Origin of the sequence: Paraburkholderia polaris, assembly GCF_012927345.1 — a bacterium.
In the GTDB taxonomy this organism is placed as follows: Bacteria; Pseudomonadota; Gammaproteobacteria; order Burkholderiales; family Burkholderiaceae; genus Paraburkholderia; species Paraburkholderia polaris.
Window position 1 is genome coordinate 43,867 of the sequence record NZ_JABBGJ010000056.1, and the last position, 20,581, is coordinate 64,447.

At 58.0% G+C, this 20,581-nt stretch carries 17 protein-coding genes; 3 read left to right on the plus strand and 14 right to left on the minus strand.

Annotation, left to right across the window (positions count from 1 at the left end; genetic code table 11):
* Positions 1–154 precede the first annotated feature (154 nt).
* Both HHL24_RS37745 and HHL24_RS37750 read right to left on the minus strand, forming a co-directional pair.
* Positions 155–2,464 carry a glycoside hydrolase family 65 protein gene (locus HHL24_RS37745; RefSeq protein WP_230417739.1) on the minus strand — a complete coding sequence of 770 codons (2,310 nt, stop codon included), beginning with the start codon at positions 2,462–2,464 and terminating at the stop codon, positions 155–157.
* A complete protein-coding gene (locus tag HHL24_RS37750; RefSeq protein WP_230417740.1) occupies positions 2,451–3,245 on the minus strand; it encodes an HAD family hydrolase in 795 nt (264 codons plus the stop codon). Before HHL24_RS37750 ends, HHL24_RS37745 begins: the two co-directional genes overlap by 14 nt.
* Positions 3,246–3,625: 380 nt before the next feature.
* On the opposite strand from HHL24_RS37750, the gene HHL24_RS37755 reads away from it, so the two are divergent.
* A complete protein-coding gene (locus tag HHL24_RS37755; RefSeq protein WP_206003195.1) occupies positions 3,626–4,282 on the plus strand; it encodes a BON domain-containing protein in 657 nt (218 codons plus the stop codon).
* A 28-nt stretch (positions 4,283–4,310) separates the two neighbouring features.
* Here the strand turns inward: HHL24_RS37755 and HHL24_RS37760 are convergent, their stop codons facing one another.
* The 9 genes from HHL24_RS37760 to HHL24_RS37800 all read right to left on the minus strand — a co-directional run bounded on the left by HHL24_RS37760 (position 4,311) and on the right by HHL24_RS37800 (position 10,931).
* The gene (locus tag HHL24_RS37760; protein ID WP_169490400.1) at positions 4,311–5,060 is read right to left on the minus strand and encodes a L,D-transpeptidase; all 750 of its coding nucleotides are present in this window, start codon (positions 5,058–5,060) and stop codon (positions 4,311–4,313) included.
* Between the two features lie 481 nt (positions 5,061–5,541).
* Positions 5,542–5,889 (minus strand): hypothetical protein, encoded by a 348-nt coding sequence (locus HHL24_RS37765; RefSeq protein WP_169490401.1) that lies wholly within the window; start codon positions 5,887–5,889, stop codon positions 5,542–5,544.
* A gap of 222 nt (positions 5,890–6,111) precedes the next feature.
* Entirely contained in the window at positions 6,112–6,981 is an 870-nt protein-coding gene (locus HHL24_RS37770) for a slipin family protein (RefSeq protein WP_169490402.1), read from the minus strand.
* Between the two features lie 77 nt (positions 6,982–7,058).
* A complete protein-coding gene (locus HHL24_RS37775) occupies positions 7,059–7,886 on the minus strand; it encodes a PRC-barrel domain-containing protein (protein ID WP_169490403.1) in 828 nt (275 codons plus the stop codon).
* A 251-nt stretch (positions 7,887–8,137) separates the two neighbouring features.
* Positions 8,138–8,659: a hypothetical protein gene (locus HHL24_RS37780; RefSeq protein WP_169490404.1), complete on the minus strand. Its 522-nt coding sequence runs from the start codon at positions 8,657–8,659 to the stop codon at positions 8,138–8,140.
* Positions 8,660–8,829: 170 nt separating this feature from the next.
* On the minus strand, positions 8,830–9,072 hold the full coding sequence (locus HHL24_RS37785; protein WP_169490405.1) for a UDP-glucose 4-epimerase: 243 nt from the start codon (positions 9,070–9,072) through the stop codon (positions 8,830–8,832).
* 124 nt (positions 9,073–9,196) lie between these two features.
* Positions 9,197–9,916, minus strand: coding sequence for a Crp/Fnr family transcriptional regulator (locus HHL24_RS37790; RefSeq protein ID WP_169490406.1), 720 nt, complete (start codon positions 9,914–9,916; stop codon positions 9,197–9,199).
* A 100-nt stretch (positions 9,917–10,016) separates the two neighbouring features.
* Positions 10,017–10,298: a hypothetical protein gene (locus HHL24_RS37795; protein WP_169490407.1), complete on the minus strand. Its 282-nt coding sequence runs from the start codon at positions 10,296–10,298 to the stop codon at positions 10,017–10,019.
* A 57-nt stretch (positions 10,299–10,355) separates the two neighbouring features.
* Positions 10,356–10,931 carry a hemerythrin domain-containing protein gene (locus HHL24_RS37800; RefSeq protein WP_169490408.1) on the minus strand — a complete coding sequence of 192 codons (576 nt, stop codon included), beginning with the start codon at positions 10,929–10,931 and terminating at the stop codon, positions 10,356–10,358.
* Positions 10,932–11,122: 191 nt separating this feature from the next.
* Between HHL24_RS37800 and HHL24_RS37805 the strand changes: the two genes are divergently transcribed.
* A complete protein-coding gene (locus tag HHL24_RS37805) occupies positions 11,123–15,598 on the plus strand; it encodes a chemotaxis protein CheB (protein WP_169490409.1) in 4,476 nt (1,491 codons plus the stop codon).
* Between the two features lie 49 nt (positions 15,599–15,647).
* On the opposite strand, the gene HHL24_RS37810 is transcribed toward HHL24_RS37805, so the two are convergent.
* Both HHL24_RS37810 and HHL24_RS37815 read right to left on the minus strand, forming a co-directional pair.
* The gene (locus HHL24_RS37810) at positions 15,648–18,392 is read right to left on the minus strand and encodes an ATP-dependent Clp protease ATP-binding subunit (protein WP_169490410.1); all 2,745 of its coding nucleotides are present in this window, start codon (positions 18,390–18,392) and stop codon (positions 15,648–15,650) included.
* Positions 18,393–18,668: 276 nt separating this feature from the next.
* A complete protein-coding gene (locus HHL24_RS37815; RefSeq protein ID WP_169490411.1) occupies positions 18,669–19,538 on the minus strand; it encodes an ADP-polyphosphate phosphotransferase in 870 nt (289 codons plus the stop codon).
* 661 nt (positions 19,539–20,199) lie between these two features.
* Between HHL24_RS37815 and HHL24_RS37820 the strand changes: the two genes are divergently transcribed.
* Complete coding sequence (locus HHL24_RS37820; protein WP_407947549.1) at positions 20,200–20,325, plus strand: hypothetical protein; 126 nt, start codon at positions 20,200–20,202, stop codon at positions 20,323–20,325.
* 33 nt (positions 20,326–20,358) lie between these two features.
* Here HHL24_RS37820 and HHL24_RS37825 read toward each other — a convergent pair.
* Positions 20,359–20,581: ATP-binding protein (locus tag HHL24_RS37825; protein WP_169486137.1), on the minus strand; the 223-nt coding region annotated here is incomplete at its 5' end.

A 20,581-nucleotide genomic window follows, 5' to 3' on the forward strand; every position in this document is an offset into this window, starting at 1 on the left:
TACGGGACCGTACCGACATCCGCAGGTAACACCTTCATCACGGCTCTCGGAAAGTCAGCCATACCCTGCTGCAGGGGGCAGCGTCTCCGTGCCGGGAATTGCTTCCACGATGCTCACCGTAGTCGGGATCCGCGTCCGTCGATATCATCGCCCGCTAAGAGACCGCGCCGGCGAGCGTTTTGATCTTTACCTGAAGAGGCTCCACGCGACTTAGTGTGAACATCTCTCCATTAACCAAAACCTTCATTGGGTCACCCGCTTCCATTGCTATGTGAACAATCGCAGTCGGTTCCGATATTCTGATCTTCAGATAGCGACTGCGCCATTGCACCGTAAAGGAAAGGCTCTTCCACGCCGCAGGCAACGTCGGGGCCAGAGCTAGATAATCGTTTCCAAACGATAGGCCCGCGAACCCAAGGACGGCCATCATCCAGATGCCGCCGAGACTTGCAATGTGCACGCCACCTTCAATGGCCGCGTGCCTGTCGTCGAGATCGATGGCCGAGGTCTTGCGAAAGAAATCGAGCGCGGTCTCAGCGTCACCGAGTCTGGCCGCGACTATGCCATGCATGGCGCGGCTCAGAGAGCTGCCATGGCCGCACCGCGATGCGTAGTATTCGAAGTTTTTCGCAGCGGCGTCACCAGGAAACTCCGCCGGCAGCAGCGCCAGCAGGGCCACAACATCTGCCTGCTTGACAACCTGAGATCGCTGGGTGCGCTCGCGGCCAAGTACGACGTCGATTGGGACTGAACGGCCGGAATAGGCGGCGACATCAATGTCTTCGAGGGTGAAAAATCCCGCAAACTGCTCGAACAGACCGGTGCTCGAATCGAAGCCTGTGGCAATCGCCTTTGCGACCTCACCCCAACGCTGTAGCTCGGCTTCGTCGAGTTTCAGTTGACCTGACAAGCGTCGCCAACTCTCCGGCCAGCGATCACGCAGTAATGCAGCAGTCTCAATAGCGCGCCGAATATTCCAGCGTGCCATCACGTTCGTAAAGGCGTTGTCGTCAATCGATTCGTGATATTCATCAGGTCCGATCACGCCGCGAATATGACAATGGCCATCGGATTCCATCGTCGTGCGGCTTGCCCAGAAGCGAGCGGTCTCCAGAAGAATCTCTGCGCCGGCCTCGCGGAGGAACGCATCATCTCCGGTGATCCGCCAGTATTGCCAGACGGCGTATGCAATGTCCGCGCTGATGTGTTGTTCCTGCTTGCCGCAGTTGACATCCACAAGCTTTCGATCAGGACCGACGACTTGAGAGGGGCATGTCTCCGCACCGGTATCGGCCGATTCCCAGGCATACAACGCACCCTGCCAGCCCATTGCCGCTGCTCTCGCCCGTGCTCCGCTGAGCGTATGGAAGCGATACATCAACAATGCTCGTGCTGCCTGAGGCCACGTCAACGTGTAGAACGGCAGCAGATATATTTCCGTGTCCCAGAAGACGTGCCCGTGATAGTCGTCGCCCGTGAGTGCTCTCGCAGCGATCGAAACATGTTCGTCGGCTGGATTGGCCGCGCCGTTCAGATGGTAGAGCGCGAATCGTAAAGCCTGTTGCGCGACTGGATCGCCCTCAACCTCGACGTCGCTGCACGCCCAGCGGTTATCCCACGCCCTCTCGTGCGCCGCTACCACGGCTGGCCAACCCATCATCTGCGCAGACTCCAGAGCTTCCTGCGCGCCACGAGCAGGATCGATATCATCCTTGCCGGCGCGTGTCATGGCCACCGTCCGCGCGAGACATATAACCTGTCCCGGGCTCGACGTCCACTTCCACGACCATTGCGACAGGCCGCATACGGTAGAAGGAACGAGGCGCCGGTCAATCTGCAGGGATACTGCGGTGGCGACCGCGAGGCGTGTACCGGAGGATTCCGTGCGCCATACGCTGAGACCGTGCTCCGCACGGTCGGATAACAGACCGATATCCACCGCGTCGATCGACGCTTCCAGCGTGACCTCGATTGCCCCTTGTTCCATCTCCAGCAGGATGATTTGCATTCCAATCGCGCGCTGGCTGAGAGAAGCGATATGGAAACTCCGCAACTTTACGCCGGAAGCAGACGCGTTCGACAGGCGCGCCCTGCCGATCACAGCGCCACGCTGCATGTCGAGGATCCTCTCCTGCCCCGTTGCGTCCTCGATGTGGTGTATCAGAGGTTCCCCTTGCAGCAGGATCCGAACCTTCATCCAGTCGGGCGCCACGGCGAGTCTCGGGATGGCCGGCTCTTCACCGGCTGTATCGAACAGTCCGGCAACGAGTGTTCGCGAGTTGGCTACCCACCGACCGCCACGGTGTATCGCCCGCGCACCGCGCACGCCTAAAAAGCCGTTACTGATCGCGAAACGCGCGGCGCGGCTACATTCAAGCAAAGAGTCGTAGCCTTCTTCCAGCACGATCCAGCTCGAATCGGCGGTTGGGCGCATCACCTGATCTAACTGTTCAGGACTTTTCATAGACCCGCCGGCAAAGCCTTCCTCGAGACAGTTGATCGAGATCGATCTCGTCCAGACTAGTCACGACCAGATTGGCGCCTGCCGCCCAGAGCGACTTCGCATCATCCAGCCGCGCGACCCCAAGTGCTGCCATTCCACCCGCGCGGGCGGCCTCGATACCAGCCGGCGCATCTTCGACCACGAAGCAGTGCTCAGGCGCGGCGGGCAGCTCCGCGGCAGCGAGCAGGAATATCGCCGGATCCGGCTTGCCGGCAGGCAAATCCTGGCCGCAGACATTGGCGCCAAATACGTCGAAGAGGCTGCGGTGGTCATCAAGCCGGATGCGCCGCATCATGTCGTTAGCATTCTTCGAGGATGACGCGACGGCAATCGGAAAGCCGAGTGCCCTTACGGCATTAACGAAACGAAGTGCGTCTGCAAAAGCCGACACGGCGCCGGTGCCGATGAGCGCCTCTAACCGCCTCTGCTTGCTCTCTGCATATGCTTCAGCGCGTTGCGCGGCGTTCGGCACCCCTAGCGCTTGCAGCGCTGCGAGCGCGCCACTCAGTCGCGGCTTTCCAGCCACCTGAGACTGGTACATCGCCGTGGTGAACCTTGCTTCATCGGCGAAGCCCTTGAGCGCTTCGCGCCAAGCACGTTCGTGAGGAGACGCGAGCAACACGCCGTCGACATCAAAAATGCCGGCGGACAGGGCGCCGTGGCGGTCTGGCGAGGGGGCTTGGGCTTGGCGACCTGTCATGCGTGGCATCTGTCCAAAATGATGGCGGGCGGTCGCAATCAACCGGGCGTGGCTAAGTTTGACTCCACGAATCGAGTCACATCTGGATGCACAGTAGCTGACAAACGCCCGACACAACAGGCTCGGAAAACACTCAAGCAGTCCAGTTCGCGGCTCGCCTAGGAATTGAACGATTCGCAGCGGTCCGTTCCGCATGGATGGGGCGCGCCCGGTTCACGTTAGTGGGCCCGGTGCCTAAGCGTGGAGATCTGAGTAGTTTCCGACTCTGTCGCGCGAAGGTTATGCGCCCTACCATCAAGAATCAGGACAGGGTTGCGTCTTCAGAGTCAACGAAGGCTCGCGCTGAAGATGACATCTTCAGGCGCTGAATGCACGCAACACTGTCAGTTCATCTTCCCTTTATCAATCTTCCCGGAGACATCATGGCAGTCATCTATGACGACACTAAGCTGCAAGAGGCAGTCCTTGCGGAACTCGCATGGGAGCCGAGTGTGACGGCTGCACATATCGGTGTGACCGCGATCTCGGGCGTCGTCACGCTAACCGGTCACGTCGAAAGCTTCGCGGAGAAACATGCGGCTGAAACTGCCGCCGCCCGCGTGAAGGGCGTCGAGGCGGTAGTCGAAGAGATCGAGGTCCGACTCGGCTTCGACGCACAGCGCAGCGATAACGATATCGCGGCAGCAGTGGTCAATCGACTAGAGTGGGACGTCGCCGTGCCACGGGATGCAATCAAGGTTAAGGTCGAAAGCGGCTGGATTACCCTGAGCGGAGATGTTGACTGGAATTTCCAGAGAGAGGCAGCCGTCCAGGACGTACGCAGACTGCTAGGGGTCGTCGGTGTGTCAAATCAGATCGCGATCAAAGCTGGGGTCGATGTTTTGCAGGTGCGCGGAAACCTCATGCACGCCCTTTATCGCTCTTGGTCCGACCCACAGAACATCACGGTCACCGCGCACGGTGGAACAGTGCGGCTGACCGGCACTGCCCGAACGCCGCATGATCGTGACCTTGCCGCAATGACCGCCTGGTCGACACCGGGGGCAACTGCGGTGGTGAATGACATTACGATCTCGTAGCAGCCGACCCGCTTGCGTTCCTTCAGCTTCAGTCAGCGGTATTCCCGTGAGCGGGGAATTGCGAGTGGGCCTTCCCGTCCGGCAGCGGCGACCACCCTGGCCGCACACTCTGGGCTGACTCAATGATCACCAGATAATGTCCGGCCCATGGTGTCGGAGTGCGTCTGGGCTTCAATATCCACAGCGATTGACCCGATGCCACCCGCGCTTCGTAGTCCGCGTCGAGAATTCCGTGGTTATCAAAGAAGACATTCAGCGCTGCTGGAATGCGCACGCACCCCTTTGAATGACGAACGCCGAGGACGGGCTCCAGCTTGTCCGGATCGGTCGCGTGCATCTGGAAACGCATCTGGGACTTCCCGCCCTTTCCCCACCCTCGTTCGCCCTGAGCCCAGCCAAAATCGTAGATGCGCATATCACGACCACCATAGCCTCGAATCTTGAATTCGTTGAGCGTCCCTTCCGACCGAAAGTCCATGTTGCGCGGCGTATGTTCGAAGACGCCAAGAGGCGTGATGAAGTGATCGTAACTTCCTGGAAGACCGGTTGACACCGGCGTCGCTCCGAGCATCTGCCAGATGCCATCCGGCTTTGCCCGAAAGTAGATGAATAGCGCCTGCACGTTCTTGCTGCGATCGACAAGCAGCACATACTCGTTTGCGATCGAGCCAACGGAGTTTCCCTGCAGCGCCTGCTGCAATTTTGCACCATAGACCAATTGTGCGGTAACCGGCACGTTTAGCCGTCTTTCAACTTCCTTCGCAAAAGTCTTGCCCATTTCAATGGCGCCTGCGGGATCCAGCGCTGTCGCCTGTGCAACATTAGGCGCGATCAGGTCAGGCGAAGCGTCGATATGCGGTTCGCCAGCCTTGATCTTTCCTGGCTCCGATGCGTCACTCGCTGACGGGATAGTTGAAGCCGTGCCTGCCTCAATACCGTCGTTCGACGCGTAGATAACATCGGACGGTAACGGTACGCGGGAATCGCGTAAAACCCAGCGCGTTCATGTTGCGTCGACTTTCAGAATCCATTTAGCCTCATCACGCCTGCTTCTGAACCCCTGCGTGGCGTGTTGCTGCTCCCCGATTTCCGCTACTGGACGCGCACTGGAAGCTTGCACTGGATCGACACTGCTACTTCCGCGGTTCAATAACAGTGTTGCGGCTAGAACCGCAACTAGTGCTAAAGCCGCCGCGCCATTCCGATTCGTCACTATGCCGTTTTTCACGTTGAATTTTCACTATGTCGCCTGCCAGCACTCAAGTGACCTCATGAATGGCACGGCCGGCTTTTTCAGACGATGCGATATTGGCCATCGTGATTTCGGCGATTGCTGCCAGTGCGTCGCTCGTAAAGAAACCCTGATGGCCAGTGACCAGGACGGTCGGAAACGTCAGGAGGCGCTCGAAGACATCGTCGCCGATCACTTCGTCCGATATGAGACGGCGACTCTCGCACTTCCGGAAGAAGGCTCGCGCACCTAAAGTCTTGCGTTGCTGCGGCGCGGCTTCACGCGTACGGGAGCGAGCATCGGCATGATCTGCCCGAGCGTGCCCGAGGATTGATTCCTGAGAGTGATAGTCCGGCGCCTTCGGGACATCATCCATTTAAGCAAGGACGTACATACGCGCGTCGACATCGAACTATATTTGCGTTTCATCACGACTCCCTTCGAATCACATAAATCTTGCTGTGAAGACATACCAACGAATGCCCGTATGAATCCGCATGGCTATTCGCTCGCAAACGGCGTCAAGCGAGACACCTGAAGAGAAGCGTTTACTAGCGCCTTAGCGGAAGACCGGGTGGTTTCCGCAGACCCATTCTATTTATGCGGCGGTCTTAAGCGGCGTGACAGCCGCACCCGCAAGATCATCTCCCGCGATCGCAAGCGCGAGCGCCGGATTCAGGCTATCAACCATCGATGTCGGCATCAGGATCGTCGCCCCGCGTTCTTTAGTCGTCTCGTAGATGATGTTCATAGCGCGCAACTGGAGAGCACCGGGTTGCTTTTCATAAACTCTCGCGGCCTCAACGAAGTTCGCGGCGATTGCGGCTTCCGCAGACCCAAGAATGACGCGCGCCTGCTTTTCCCGCTCGGCTTGTGCCTGACGCGACATCGCGTCTTGCAAGGCAACCGGAATCGCAACGTCGCGGATTTCTACCGAGCCCACGGCGATACCCCACGCCGCTGTCTTGCCGCCGATCTCATCTCTCAGATGAGCGTCCGCAACGGTACGATCAGACAGAAGCGTTGCCAGCATCGAAGAGCCGATCAGTTCGCGTAGCGTCGTCTGGGCAACACGGTCGATTGCCTGACGGTAATCCGTGATGGCCAGTGCTGCCTTTTGTGCATCGCAAACGTGCCAGAAAATGATCGCGTCGACGTTGACAGGCACGGTGTCCTTCGTGAGCGCCTGTTCGGCATTGAACGCGGTTGTCTGGATTCGTTCGTCGATGATGGCGACGACGCTGTCCAGAACGGGAATGATCATGAACAGCCCCGCGCCTCTTACGCTCTGCAATTTCCCGACGCGCAAGATCACAAACTTTTCCCAAACGTTCGCCACCTTGACAGACATACCGACGAGCAAGGCAATGATAATGAGCGGAGGCCCGAAATAGATATTTACCAGGCCGCCAGCCGCAACACCCGCAAGCAGAAAGACCGTGGAAATCAGCAATGTGATCGGATTCATGACGTTTTTCTTCGAAAGAGATGGCGTGTCCAGGTGGACACGCTTGCCGGATGCAACCAAAACAACCGACGGGTTCGTTATCGCTCACCCACCGGCTCGACCACGGCGCTATCTTCACTACCGTCTGGCAGCCAATACTCATGTTGACCGTAGTGCTTGTGTAGCCGCTCCTCGAAGGATCTATCGATCGGAAACGTGCCGCTGAACAGCGGACTGCTTCTGACTTCATGGCGCGTCAACGGCGTCGACACAGTCGATCCGATCCAATCAATATGGTTCAGCCAGCGCGTGGCGATCAGCACTTCCTTGCCGCCTGGCCACCAGTTTCTTGTATCCACGATCAGGTACCGGATTACCCACGCGACGTCGTCGAACACAAAGCCGTGAACATGGCCAATGCCGCCGTCCGCCGCCTCGATGCCATAGCCCTTGATTGCGCGGGTGCTGCGCAAATGGGTATCTTCGGTGCGTGCGTCCTCTTCATGCTCAAGCCGTCGCATGCGCGCGTCGATTTCGACGCCGGGCGCCGCGCCCATCGCCCCGAACGTCGGATAGGAACCCATGCCCCACACATAGGCGCCACCCCAATATGCCGGATAGCCGTAGTAACCGAGGTAGTCGATTTCATGTTGGCGCGACACAGGTTTATGCGTATCAATGCCCGGACTGTCCTTGACCTGCTGACGTGTCAGGTCCACCTTGATCGTTCCGGACTCCGGATTGTCGCGCTCGAATGAGTAGGGGGAAATCAGGACCCGCTCTTTATCGAACAAGTTCCCTGTTTCGACGATAAGATAACGGACGCCCCACGCCTCGTCGTCAAAATAGGCCTCGTCGACGCTGCCGATTTCGCCGTCACGCGCAATCACCGGGTATCCGTAAAGGCTCTCAATGCTTCGCAACATATCGATACTCCCTGTTTTGCTTCAGCGAAAGCCCTTCTCCAATTGAAGACGGGCTCGAATTCCCGGCAGTCCGCTCCGACGACGCAGACCGGTCATCTTGAGCGTGGCCGTTACTCCGCTTTGGAACTGCGGCGTCTTGAAAACACGACGGCCTTCCATAAACTGATGGTAGAGATCTGGTGGTCATGTCGATAGCGTCGGAAACTACTCAGCGACCGGATACTTAGCGGCGCGCTTTTTATAGAGCTCTATCACAGAACGTCGGTCGTGGCACTCACCAAGCCGATTTCCTTGACGTGACGCTTTGCAGCCTGCTCACTATGAAAAAGAGCCAGGACGCCAAGTGCAACCGCAGTTTGAGCTTCTCGAAGCGCGGGGACATAGTCTTTGGCTGCGAAATGTCTGGACGCGTCGGCGAGACGCCGGGCGGCATGCTCATGATGGTCAGCCGCCGTTGCCTGATGCTCGGCACAACTCAGCCCGCCGTGCGCGCTTTCGCCCATGCCGTTAGATGCAGCTTCGAGGCTGAACGGCGTCTCCGAATCCGGCGACTGTCCTGCAACAACATGTTCGGCATAGCGCGAGACCACCTCACCTGCGCGGTCTCGGGCTTGCAAGCCATGGCCATACGCGATCCACGCCTGGTGAGCAGCGTGCGCATAGTCCTTGCCAGTCTCATAGTGCCTCGACGCTTCTCGATGAAAGCTGGCAGCCTGTTCGTGATGCGACTGCGCCGATAGAAGATGCGCCCCTTCCTCTGACTTTGCCGACATGGTTTTCTCCTGTGCTGCCTAGGTTCAGGACAGCATGGATCAAGGCCTCCTATTCCGATAGGGCCGGAAACTACTCAGCGGAAGCGGAACTGTGCCAGATCATCGCGCACGCATGCATGGCGCGGTTAAGCCGGCGAAGCCGTGCACGGCTCGCTCAAGCCTCTCGAACACTACATCCTTATCGTCCGCGACATCTTGAGATCTATCCAGGCCATACCCTCGCGCAGCCCATAAAGAACAGCGTCCTGTTCAGTTTCGAACGTTCGCTCAGCCTTGTATTCGTGGGCGAATTCGCCCCCATTGCTGTGAATCGTCATATGAATCTCGCAACTAAAGCCGCCGTTTGACTCGTGTGTCTCAGCGTTCACCGCCCAATCCCCTTTCTCGTCAGTGATTTTTCCTGAAAGGTTCATGAAGTTCACCTCAAAAGTTTGTGGTCGTGCCGGCTAGCCGGGACAGGTCACCTGGAGCGCGCGGAAGTGGCGAACAGCATGCCTATCTCGCTGCACGGCTCTTGCCAATATCGAATTGAACAACTCAAAGCGCCCTCAAATCCGGCAACAGTCGATCGAATTCGCGTTTGACGACGCCATAACATTCGCACACCCGCTGCTCCAACCCCGGTCGGTCTAGTACTTCGATATGGCCATGACTGTAGCGAATCAGCCCTGCATCCTGAAGTTTCATCGCCGCCTCCGTCACTCCTGCTCGCCTCACACCGAGCATATTGGCGATCAGTTCCTGAGTCATTTTCAGCTCGTTTGACGGGAGGCGATCCATGCTCAGCAATAGCCAACGGCATAGTTGCTGGTCGATCGAATGGTGGCGGTTGCAAACCGCGGTCTGGGCCATCTGCGTAATCAATGCCTGGGTGTAGCGAAGAAATAGCCGCTGCACGGGCCCTGCCCGACCGAACTCGTCTTTCAGGACCCGGGCATCCAGCCGATAGGCCCAACCCGCGCTTTGCACAACCGCACGGCTCGGCGTTGTCTCGCCGCCCATGAAGAGTGCAATGCCGACGAGGCCCTCGTTACCGGCAATCGCAATCTCGGCAGACGCTCCGTCCTCCATGACGTAGAGCAGGGACACGATCGAGGTCGTCGGGAAGTAGACATGGCTCAATCTATCCCCTGACTCGTAAACAACGCGTCCCAATGGCATGTCGACCAGCACAAGACGCGCACTAACGCGCGCCCACTCCGCTTGGGGCAGCGCCGCGAGCAAGTGATTCCCGCGAGGGTCATGCCCATCTATCATTTGCCACTCCCTGAATCGGTAACGATCCCTGCAGCTTCCGCGGAATTTCTACCGATGGGATCGAAATTCAACCAAACCAACTGGATGTACGGCACGGGTATCAGCTATGCGCAAACGAGTCCCCCAGCATCTCGTCACGCTCGGCGGCATCGGATAGAAAGAACTCCTTTCTCGCCTCGTCAACGACCTTCCGGACGTATCCGCCATACCCTGTGCCGCCAAATTCCTCCATATCCCAATTGCGCGCATGCGCATCAAGCGAATGAGGTTTCGGCATTGGAACGGCCATCTCAGCCAATCCCGTCAGCTTGGTCGGGCTTGGCTGCAGGCGCTGCTGAACTTGCTGCCGGATCTGTTCGCGGCTAAGGAATTTCTTCGACATGATGAGGCTCCGGACAGGCGAGCGTCCGCTGGATGCGAACGTGGAATATAAATCGGCTCAAAAAGGAAATTCGGCAGACACCGTAGTCGCCTCGGTCGTAATGACCCTGAATAGCTCGGCGAACTGCAGGTCTGGCTCGTTATCGAAAAGCGGATCAGGCCGAGCTTGCGAATTCGCTCCCTCAACGGTGCGCCAATCTTCCTCGCTAAGGCTCTTCTCAGCCGCGGGAAATAGCGTCAATTCTTCAACGACCATGTTGTGCCGTAGCCGCTCTGCGTAGAGTCGAATTCGGATATCCACTAACTCCTGCGACATGTTTTCTCCCCGGACCGCCGACTCCAGGTCGCGCAACAGGTCGCGACCGTCCCGGATCAATGTCGCATGCTGTGATTCGATTTCTTGACCGACCTCAACTGACAACGCCTTCTTCGCCAGGAGCACGTCGACCATCCGGTCTTCAATCACGTGGTGACTCACGTCAGGAAAGCGTGTCAGATAACACAACGCATCCACCAGCAGCGCAATATTCGGCGCGCTCGCGTCCGTGCGGAGACATGACTGATGGTTCAACAAGCGCACCAATCGCGCAAGCCTCACATGCTCCGTCTGTAGCTTCGCGATGACCGTGCTCATCACATCCCTCCTAACCTCATTTGCCTTCATCATAGTGCCGGGCTGAATGTTGAGGCAGACTCGGAAACTACTCAGATCGACATCGTCAACCCTGACCGGGACCATTTGATGCGTTCAGGACATGAAAGAAAACTCGTGTACCATCAAAACCATGTCTTCCTCGTGAAGGCAACCCGTCAAGGCAATCTTTCATGCCTGAAAGTCTTTCCCATCGCGCTGACAAACTCCCAACCCGCTCAGGTGAGCGGCGCCTTCCCAGCAGCGTTGCCGAGCCGAAATCCGAGGACTTTCCCGTCGTCGGAATAGGCGCATCGGCAGGCGGTCTCGACGCCTGCAGGAAGTTGCTCGGTGCACTCCCCATCAATGCCGGTATGGCATTTGTTCTGGTTCAGCATCTCGATCCGACTCATGAAAGCATGATGGTCGATCTGCTGGGCGAATACGCGTCTGTCAGCGTGCTGCAGGCGGAAGACGGAATGCTGATCGAGCGCGAATATTTGTATGTTATTCCGCCCGGCGTTTCGCTTTCAGTCCGCAACGGCGCGCTTCACCTCTCGAAGCCGCTGGCTCGCCATGGCGCCCGCCTGCCGTTCGATTTTCTGTTGCACTCCATGGCTGACGAATATGGAGCGCGCGCCGTCTGCGTGATTCTCTCCGGCATGGGTGCCGACGGCAGCGTCGGGTTGAAAGCCATCAGGGAAGCAGGGGGTCTCGTGATTGCCCAAGACCCGAACGAAGCGGCCTACGATTCCATGCCGCGAAGCGCGATCGCCACGGGTGGAGTGGACCTCGTTCTCTCTGCTCATGCGATACCCGCCGCGCTAACTGAATTCCAGCGTCGCATGGCGTTACCTGATAAAAATACCCTGGCTGGCGGGGAAGAGGCAAAGCCGGCGGGATTATCGAAGATCGTTGAATTGCTGCGCGCCAGGACTACCCACGACTTCACGTTTTACAAGCCCGGCACCCTGCTGCGCAGGGTCCGGCGGCGCATGGCGCTGGTAGCGCTGGACACCGGTGAAATCGGCCAATATCTCGAGGTTCTACAGCGCGACAGCGAGGAGTTGGGCCGGCTGGCGGCGGATCTGCTTATCAATGTCACACGTTTCTTTCGCGATCCTTCGGTGTTCGAGTTTCTCGAGAAAACTGTCGTACCTGAACTGGTTCGAAGCCGCGCAGCCGGTCAGGCTGTGCGCATCTGGATAGCCGGGTGCAGCACCGGCGAAGAGACTTATTCCCTTGCGATGGTGATTCGCGAACAGATCGCTTTGGCCGGTATCGATATCAAGCTGCAGGTGTTTGCATCCGACATCGACCCCGACGCTGTCGCCAGGGCGCGTGAGGGCCTTTACGCTAAGAGCATTGAGGCCGACGTATCTCCCGCGCGACTGGCGCGGTTCTTTGCCAAGGAGGAACACCAGTACCGGGTCTTACCTGAACTCCGGTCAGTCGTGGTATTCACGGTCCAGGACGTGCTGGCCGATCCGCCTTTTTCGCGTCTCGATCTTGTTTCATGCCGCAACCTGCTGATATATCTTATGCCCGAGGCGCAGGCAAAAGTCATATCGCTGTTTCATTTCGCCTTGCGTGAAGGAGGCATCCTGCTTCTGGGCAGCGCCGAGACTGCCGGCAACACTGCCGGACGTTTCGAGCTTGTTTCGAAAGCAGAGCGTGTTTATAGGCATATCGGCCGTTCCCGGCCAGGAGACCTTGGCTTTCTGGTCGGTAACGGCGAACTTCCCCGCGCTCCACTTCGCGAAGGGCAAGTGACGCCTGTTCGCCCGCGCCACGCCGGGATAGCCGATCTGTGCCGGCGGCTCGTCCTTGAGGCCTATGCACCGGCCGCGGTGCTGACCGACCGCAATCATGAGTGCCTGTTCTTCCTTGGGGCCACCGACCGCTATCTACATGTGCCACGCGGCGCACCTACGCACGACGTGCTCTCCATGGCGCCCGACGGCATGCGCACGAGACTGAGAATGGCTACAGAGCAGGCCAGCCAGGAGGGTACGCGCGTGGTCGTCAACGGTGGCAGCACATCGCGCGATGGCAATCAGGTTTCCTTCAACATCGACGTTCTGCCCGTATCGAACGAAGGCGAGACGCTATTGCTTATCTGTTTTGTCGACCTGCCTGAACGCGCGCAGCCGCGCACCAATCCGATTCCTCCAGCAGATGTTTCCCGAGTCGCGGAACTTGGACGCGAGCTTGAGACGACCCGCGACGAATTGCAACGCGCCATCCGTAGTCTTGAACTCGCCGGTGAAGAGCAGAAGACCATCAATGAGGAAGCGCTGTCGGTCAATGAGGAATATCAGTCGACGAATGAGGAGTTGGTCACTTCGAAGGAAGAGTTGCAGTCGCTTAACGAGGAGCTCACCGCACTAAATGGTCAGTTGCAGGAAACGCTGGAGCGTCAGCGAACAACCTATAACGATCTGCAGAACGTTCTCTACAGCACTGATGTTGCGACGCTCTTTCTCGACACAGACCTGAACATCCGCTTCTTCACCCCAGCCACGAAACTGGTTTTCAGTGTGATTCCCGGCGACGTCGGCCGTCCCCTCGCGGATCTGCGCTCGCTCGCGGCTGACGGTGATCTGCTCACGGATGCACAGACCGTATTACAGCACGGTGCCCCAATCGAACGGGAAATCGAAGCACGCAGCGGCGTGTGGTTCATCCGCCGAATCCTGCCCTATCGCACCGACGACAATGGCATCGAAGGCGTGGTCATCACGTTCACCGACATCACGGACAGAAAGCACACTGCGAAAGCGCTCGAAGCAGCACGCCAGCAAGCCGACCTCGCCAACGTTGCCAAGTCCCGGTTTCTGGCAGCTGCAAGCCACGACCTGCGGCAACCGCTGCAGACACTGACGCTACTTCATTCGTTGCTGGTGAAGCACGTGGAGGGCGATGCAGCCGGTAAAATCGTTACCCGCTTTGAGCAGACGCTGGACGCGATGTCCGGCATGCTGAACACATTACTCGACATCAATCAGATCGAGGCTGGAACAGTCCATTCTGAAATTTCCTGCTTTTGTGTCAATACGCTGTTTGACCGGCTGAGAGACGAGTTCGCGTACCACGCGCAGGCGCAAGGCCTCTCCTTGCATGTGGTGCCTTGCCATCTATCGATACAAAGCGACCCGCGCCTGCTTGATCAGATAATCCGCAACCTGCTTTCGAATGCGCTGAAATATACGCAGCGCGGTAAGGTGTTGCTAGGGTGCCGGAGACGGAACGGCGTGATAAGCATAGAGGTATGGGACACTGGAATTGGCATTCCCGATACAGAGCTTAAATCGATCTTCGACGAATACCATCAGCTCAACAATGCTGCGCGCGAGCGTCGACTTGGCCTTGGGCTGGGTTTGTCCATTTCCCAGCGCCTCGCGCGCCTGCTGAAGCATCGGATTCGGGTACGCTCCGAGCCGGGCAAGGGTTCGGTATTTACCATCGAAGTTGGGGCCGCCGTGGAGGAACCCGCCAGCCCCGCAGTCCCGCAACCGACAAAAGTCAACGATGAGATCGTCGATACCGCCCACCGAACCGGCGCCATTCTGGTCATCGAGGATGATCCTGAAGTGCGCAGCTTACTGGAACTCGTTCTCACCGACGAAGGCCACCGTGCGGCTGCTGCGCGGGATGGAACCGCGGCGCTTGAATGGGTGACTCGCGATACGTTCCGCCCAGACCTGATCCTTGCGGACTACAACCTGCCAAACGGGATGAACGGTCTGCAGGTCGCAACGAAGTTACGGGAAACGCTGCGCCGTCAAATCCCGACCATCATCCTGACGGGCGACATATCGACGGAGACGCTAAGGGCAATCGCGCTCCAGCAGTGTGCGCAACTGAACAAGCCAGTGCAGTTGAACACGCTCTCACAGATGATCCAGCGCCTCTTACCGGAGTTGCCTCCAGTTGCGCCAGCGTCGGTCCCGCATCACGCCGATATGCCTTGGGAAGGCGGGTCGGAACCGGTCATTTTTGTGGTGGACGACGATACCAACGTACGTGATGCGATAAGAGCCGTACTCGAGGAAGACGGCCAGACCGTCGAAACCTATCCCACATGCGAAGCGTTCCTCTCAAGCTATCATTCGGGGCGTGAAGCCTGTCTGTTGATAGACGGCTACTTACCGGGCATGAGTGGACTTGAATTGCTGGAACATATCCGCGAAACGAAGCGGCCACTCCCGGCGATCATGATCACGGGTCACAGCGATGTTTCAATGGTAGTCCGCGCCATGAAGGCCGGCGCTGTCGATTTCATCGAAAAACCGATCGGGCGGACCGAGCTGCTCGACGGCATCAGACGCGCGTTTGAACAATCGCGCGACTCGAACAAACTGTTCGCGTGGCGTGAGACGGCGGCACGCCACGTCGCCACGCTAACGCCACGCCAGCACCAGATCATGGAACGTGTGCTAGCCGGTCAACCGAGCAAGATCATTGCGTCGGATCTTTCGATTAGCCAACGGACGGTCGAAAACCACCGTGCCGCGATCATGACGAAAACGGGCGCCGGCTCCCTTCCGGCGCTAGCGCGTCTGGCACTGGCTGCGGCCTCGTACGAGGCCGAGCCGTCTGCCGCATCCGGCGGCCCCATCGCCACAGCTCCATCGCCCAAAGTCAGCATCGTGGACGATCAGGCGTAGGCGCCTATCGCGGGACGGCAACCAGAACCAACGAAGCTATCCGAACAGGTCAGACGGCGTCCTCCGCATGCTCATCCTTCTTAACTTTTCTGGTTTTTTGCTTCGCCGGCGGTGGCAAATCGACGGAGGTGATGCTCACCTGACCGATTGTCGCGTCAAAAGCCAGACGCACGGTGTTGCCGCTTTTTAACGCCTCGCCAAGGATCTCCCGCGCAAGGTACGTCTCCACTTCGAGTCTGATCTGGCGCTTGAGTTCGCGTGCCCCGTATTGCGGTTGATAGCCGGTTTCCACCAGGTGCTCGACCAGAGAATCGTCAATTTGCACGGTGATGCGCTGTGCCGCTGCAGTACGGACGACGCGGTCCAGTTGTATCCGGACGATTGCACGAATATCTTCCCGCGTCAGCGAGTGGAACACGATGACTTCGTCGATCCGGTTGAGGAATTCCGGTCTGAAGTAGCCTTTGAGCACCTGCAGCAATGCATCACGAAGCGCTTTCTCGCTCATCCGCTCCGCTGGCGCCTGTTCGAGGTCGTCCATAATCAGCGACGCACCCAGGTTGCTGGTTGCGATGATAACCGTGTTCGAGAAGTCGACCACACGTCCCTTTCCGTCAGTCAGTCGTCCGTCGTCGAACACCTGGAGTAAGACGTTGTTCACATCGGCATGCGCTTTTTCGATCTCGTCAAGCAGAATGACGCTGTATGGCCGGCGCCTCACTCGCTCCGTCAGTTGACCACCCTCGTCATAGCCGACATAGCCCGGCGGCGCCCCGATCAGACGAGCGACCGCATGGCGCTCCATATACTCGGACATGTCGATGCGGATTATCGCCTGCTCGTCGCCGAATACCGTTTCCGCGAGCGCTTTAGCCAGCTCCGTTTTACCGACGCCCGTCGGTCCAAGAAAGAGCAACGTCGCAATCGGCCGGTTGGCCTGACCTAGCCCCGCTCGCGATACCCGCACCGCATCGCTTACCGCCTTCACAGCCTGGTCCTGACCAATCACGCGCACGCGCAACCGCTCTTCAAGCTTCAGCAACTTCTCACGCTCCTCCTGGGTCAGTTCGCTTACAGGAACGCCCGTCAGTTTCGAAACGACAGCGGCTACTGCGAGCACCGTCACCTCCAGCGTTTCCGAACCTGTTTTGCGCTGCCAGGCTTCCGTCTGCTCATCGAGCTCTGTCTTCTTTATCTTGATGCTTTGCTCAAGCACCTTGGCCGCATCGTAGCGCTTGCGTGACGACGCATAGTCCTGCTCGCGTTTCAGCTGCGCCATCTCCGCTTCGAGTTCCTGCATGGCGAGAGGCCTTGAGCTGGCACCAATCCGGACGCGAGCGGCCGCCTGGTCGATCACATCGATCGCCTTGTCCGGTAAAAAGCGATTCGTGATGTACCGATCGGCCAACTCGGTTGCCGCAACAAAGGCCTCGTCAGAGAATGTGACCTGGTGGTGTTCTTCAAGCTTGTCGCGCAGGCACCGAAGGATCACGATGGTTTGCTCTACGGTCGGCTCGCAAATGAGTACCGGTTGGAACCGGCGCTCAAGCGCAGCATCCTTCTCGATGTACTTCTGATATTCGTTCAAGGTCGTGGCGCCAATCAGGCTAAGCTCACCGCGCGCCAGTGCAGGCTTCAATACGTTGGCGATGTCGAGCCCCCCCTCACCTCCGCCTTGTCCAGCGCCGACAATGGTGTGCAATTCGTCGATAAAGAGAATGAGTTCATCCTTTTTGGCGGTTACTTCATCGATCAGCGCTTTTGCGCGCTCCTCGAACTCGCCCCTGTACTTGGCACCCGCCACCATGGAATTGAGGTTCACTTCCACCAGACGCCGGCCGCGGAGCACTTCGGGCACTTCGCCGTTGACAATCCGCTGTGCAAGGCCTTCGACGATCGCAGTTTTGCCGACGCCTGGCTCGCCGATCAGCACTGGATTATTCTTCCGGCGCCGAGCAAGCACCTCGATCGTGCTTTCGATTTCCTGCGCGCGCCCTACCACCGGGTCGAGCTTGCCCTGTTTGGCGAGCGCTGTCAGGTCGCGACCAAATTTGTCGAGCGTAGGTGTGCCGGTCGACGCTTCGACGCGGCCATCCTCCGATCCCTTGCCGATCACTTTCACGGTCTTCTGACGAATCATTTCCGGCGACACACCGTACTTCTTCAGCAGCGTTCCAGCGAGACTGTCTGAGACAGAAGCAAGACCGATCAGCAGATGCTCAGGGCCGACATAGGAGTGTCCCAATTCATGTGACGCCTCAAAGGCATGAACGAATACCTTCTTGAGCCGTGGCGAAATCGTCATCCGGTCCGTCGTTGCCTCGACGGGGGAAATGCCATGCGGTGCATGCTGATCCAGGTAGCTCTTGATGTCTTCCGGCGAAAGTTTCAGTTCCTTCAGCAAAGCCACACCGACATCGGTATCGGCGAGCACGTACAGCAGATGCTCTGTGTCGAGTTCGGTTCGATGTAACTCATGTGCCTTTTCTCCGGCGCGCTGCAGAAGCTCGACTGTTTGCTCACTGAACGCATCGGTCGGTTCGACAGATTCCTTCTCCAGGTCTGCGGACCACGATGACTCGTCGACCGCTTGGGCGTCCATGCCGCCTAGAAAATTCGACAACCCACCCTGCCCGAGAATCGAATCGAACGGGGACACCATGCTTTGATGTCGTGTCAATTCACGGTAGTGGTAGTCGCAGATCGACATCGACTTGCGCTTGCCGTTTTGCGCCACGACGACTCGAACGACGGCGGGACGCGCGTTGCAGATCTCACAGAGTTGGTTCGGCATTTTTTCCATCCTGCATGGCGAAGCCTCGGGATGAATAGCGCGATGGGCATTGATGAGTCTGGACTCAACGCTCCGAGGATAGATAAACTGAAAATACGGATCGGCGCGTTGGCTCAAATGCTGGCTCGCAAGCCACTGTCGGGTCCGGAGCCCAACCACCGATGATCAAAATGATAGTTGCGCACCCGGCATCAGCGATAGGCTCGGAAACTACTCAGTTCCTCGCAGCGTCATGGGGATGAACGATGAGTTCACAACCTGTTTTAGCACAGGACTTCATACGGCAAGGCGCTTGCGAATTTCCTGCAACTCCCGCCGACGCCGTGGGCTCGCTTTGGGGCAAGCCACTTTCAGCGCTTCGAACGTATCGAGAACGATCCGCGAAACGATCAACCGCGCGTTGCGCTTGTCGTCAGCAGGTACGATGTACCATCGCGCATGTCGTGTGCTTGTAGCGCTCAGACATTGCTCGTACGCATTCATGTATTGCTTCCAGAATTTCCGTTCCTCGATGTCCGCGGTACTGAATTTCCAGTTCTTGTCCGGAGAGTCAATACGCTCCAGGAATCGCCTACGCTGTTCATCCGGGGAAAGGTGGAGGAAAAATTTAATGACACGCGTGCCATTTCGCTCAAGGTGCCACTCCAGGTCCACGATCGAACGGTATCGGTTTTTCCATACCGCCCCATCATCAAGCGCAGCATCCGGTAATCCTTCGTTGCGCAGAATCTCCGGGTGAACACGCACGATCAGGACCTCCTCGTAGTAAGAGCGGTTGAATATGCCGATTCGCCCTCGCTCCGGCAGATCGCGGGTAGTGCGCCAGAGGAAGTCGTGCTCCAGCTCCCTTGGGCTAGGATGCTTGAAGCTGAACACCTGACAGCCTTGCGGGTTGACTCCAGACATCACATGCCTGATCGCACCGTCTTTTCCTGCCGCGTCCATCGCCTGAAAGATCAACAGGATCGCATGGCGGTTGGACGCGTAGAAGAGCTGCTGTTGCGCGCTCAGTTGCACAACATGCTCCGCGAGAAACTTCTTATAGTCGTGTTTCGACACGTAGACTGGCGCTACGTTCGTCGGCCATTTCTGGAGATCGATCTCGTCGCCCTGATGCACCCGAAAGTCCTCCGACCTGGCTTTCATTCTGGTCCTCTTCATGCTCCGCACTGCATGACCGCACTTAGGTGATCGCGAGTCTCGCGAATACTGAAATCTTCAACGCATCCAACAGCACTGTAAGCCGCTTTCTGCGCGGCGCACACTTTCCCGATCGCTTCGGCGACGCGCTGCGCGCTCGGTCCGATGCTTCCTTCTCAGAAAGTCTGCGCGTCGCCGCCACTTCAGGTCGGATGGGCAGAGCAGTCATGCGCAGTTCAATGACCCGTAAGCGCACACGCTCAGTTTGGAGCGTCAGTCAAAGAAATTCGGTACGGCAGCGGTCAGTCTCGACCAACCAATGATCGGCCGACGAAATCTTCTGGTCGCTATCTGAGGCCCCATGCGTGTGCGGCTCGTCGCCCGCCGGCATCGTCGGATATAGAGCCGTATCCGCCATTTGTACGGTGTCGTACCGCATCTCCAATCGCACTCACGTATCGTAATGACAGCACCGTCTGACAGGTTGGAAGGGACGCGCAAGCACCGGACCAGGCAGGTCGATGTGCTCGTTCTGACCCGCACCGGGTTGATGGCCGGCGGGTCTTTCGATTGCGTCAAAGTCAGTCGGCTTCATTCCCTTATCGTCTAGATAGATGTATAGCGCGTGACGTTTCCCCGCTCGCCCGCTTCTATGTTGGAGGAAATCATGTTGCGGAGCATAAAGGATCTACATGGCTGCACAGTCAGCGCGATCGACGGCGATATTGGAACGGTCGATCAGGTCTACTTCGATGTTGATTTGCACGGAATCCTGACCCGGGATTTGCATTGAATTCTGACCCACCCGTTGGACCAGCTTTGCGGGTTATTCGGTGGGTGTCTGGGTCTTCTTTCTCTCCTTCTTTGGCTGTGTCGTGCTGTTTCTGAAACGATAGCTATCGTTGCCTGTTTCTACAATGTGGCAGTGGTGCGTGAGCCGGTCGAGCAGCGCCGTCGTCATCTTTGCATCGCCGAACACACTGGCCCACTCAGCGAAGCTCAGGTTGGTGGTGATGATGATGCTGGTTCGTTCGTAGAGCTTGCTGAGC

What these genes read in the sequence shown, in the direction of transcription:
- HHL24_RS37760 (WP_169490400.1), bottom strand. Translation starts at nt 5,060, where the DNA reads ATGGGCAAGACTTTTGCGAAGGAAGTTGAAAGACGGCTAAACGTGCCG.
- HHL24_RS37745 (WP_230417739.1), bottom strand. Translation starts at nt 2,464, where the DNA reads ATGAAAAGTCCTGAACAGTTAGATCAGGTGATGCGCCCAACCGCCGAT.
- HHL24_RS37755 (WP_206003195.1), top strand. Translation starts at nt 3,626, where the DNA reads ATGGCAGTCATCTATGACGACACTAAGCTGCAAGAGGCAGTCCTTGCG.
- HHL24_RS37820 (WP_407947549.1), top strand. Translation starts at nt 20,200, where the DNA reads ATGTTGCGGAGCATAAAGGATCTACATGGCTGCACAGTCAGCGCGATC.
- HHL24_RS37795 (WP_169490407.1), bottom strand. Translation starts at nt 10,298, where the DNA reads ATGTCGAAGAAATTCCTTAGCCGCGAACAGATCCGGCAGCAAGTTCAG.
- HHL24_RS37800 (WP_169490408.1), bottom strand. Translation starts at nt 10,931, where the DNA reads ATGAGCACGGTCATCGCGAAGCTACAGACGGAGCATGTGAGGCTTGCG.
- HHL24_RS37775 (WP_169490403.1), bottom strand. Translation starts at nt 7,886, where the DNA reads ATGTTGCGAAGCATTGAGAGCCTTTACGGATACCCGGTGATTGCGCGT.
- HHL24_RS37805 (WP_169490409.1), top strand. Translation starts at nt 11,123, where the DNA reads ATGCCTGAAAGTCTTTCCCATCGCGCTGACAAACTCCCAACCCGCTCA.
- HHL24_RS37770 (WP_169490402.1), bottom strand. Translation starts at nt 6,981, where the DNA reads ATGAATCCGATCACATTGCTGATTTCCACGGTCTTTCTGCTTGCGGGT.
- HHL24_RS37810 (WP_169490410.1), bottom strand. Translation starts at nt 18,392, where the DNA reads ATGCCGAACCAACTCTGTGAGATCTGCAACGCGCGTCCCGCCGTCGTT.
- HHL24_RS37780 (WP_169490404.1), bottom strand. Translation starts at nt 8,659, where the DNA reads ATGTCGGCAAAGTCAGAGGAAGGGGCGCATCTTCTATCGGCGCAGTCG.
- HHL24_RS37790 (WP_169490406.1), bottom strand. Translation starts at nt 9,916, where the DNA reads ATGATAGATGGGCATGACCCTCGCGGGAATCACTTGCTCGCGGCGCTG.
- HHL24_RS37785 (WP_169490405.1), bottom strand. Translation starts at nt 9,072, where the DNA reads ATGAACCTTTCAGGAAAAATCACTGACGAGAAAGGGGATTGGGCGGTG.
- HHL24_RS37765 (WP_169490401.1), bottom strand. Translation starts at nt 5,889, where the DNA reads ATGGATGATGTCCCGAAGGCGCCGGACTATCACTCTCAGGAATCAATC.
- HHL24_RS37815 (WP_169490411.1), bottom strand. Translation starts at nt 19,538, where the DNA reads ATGAAAGCCAGGTCGGAGGACTTTCGGGTGCATCAGGGCGACGAGATC.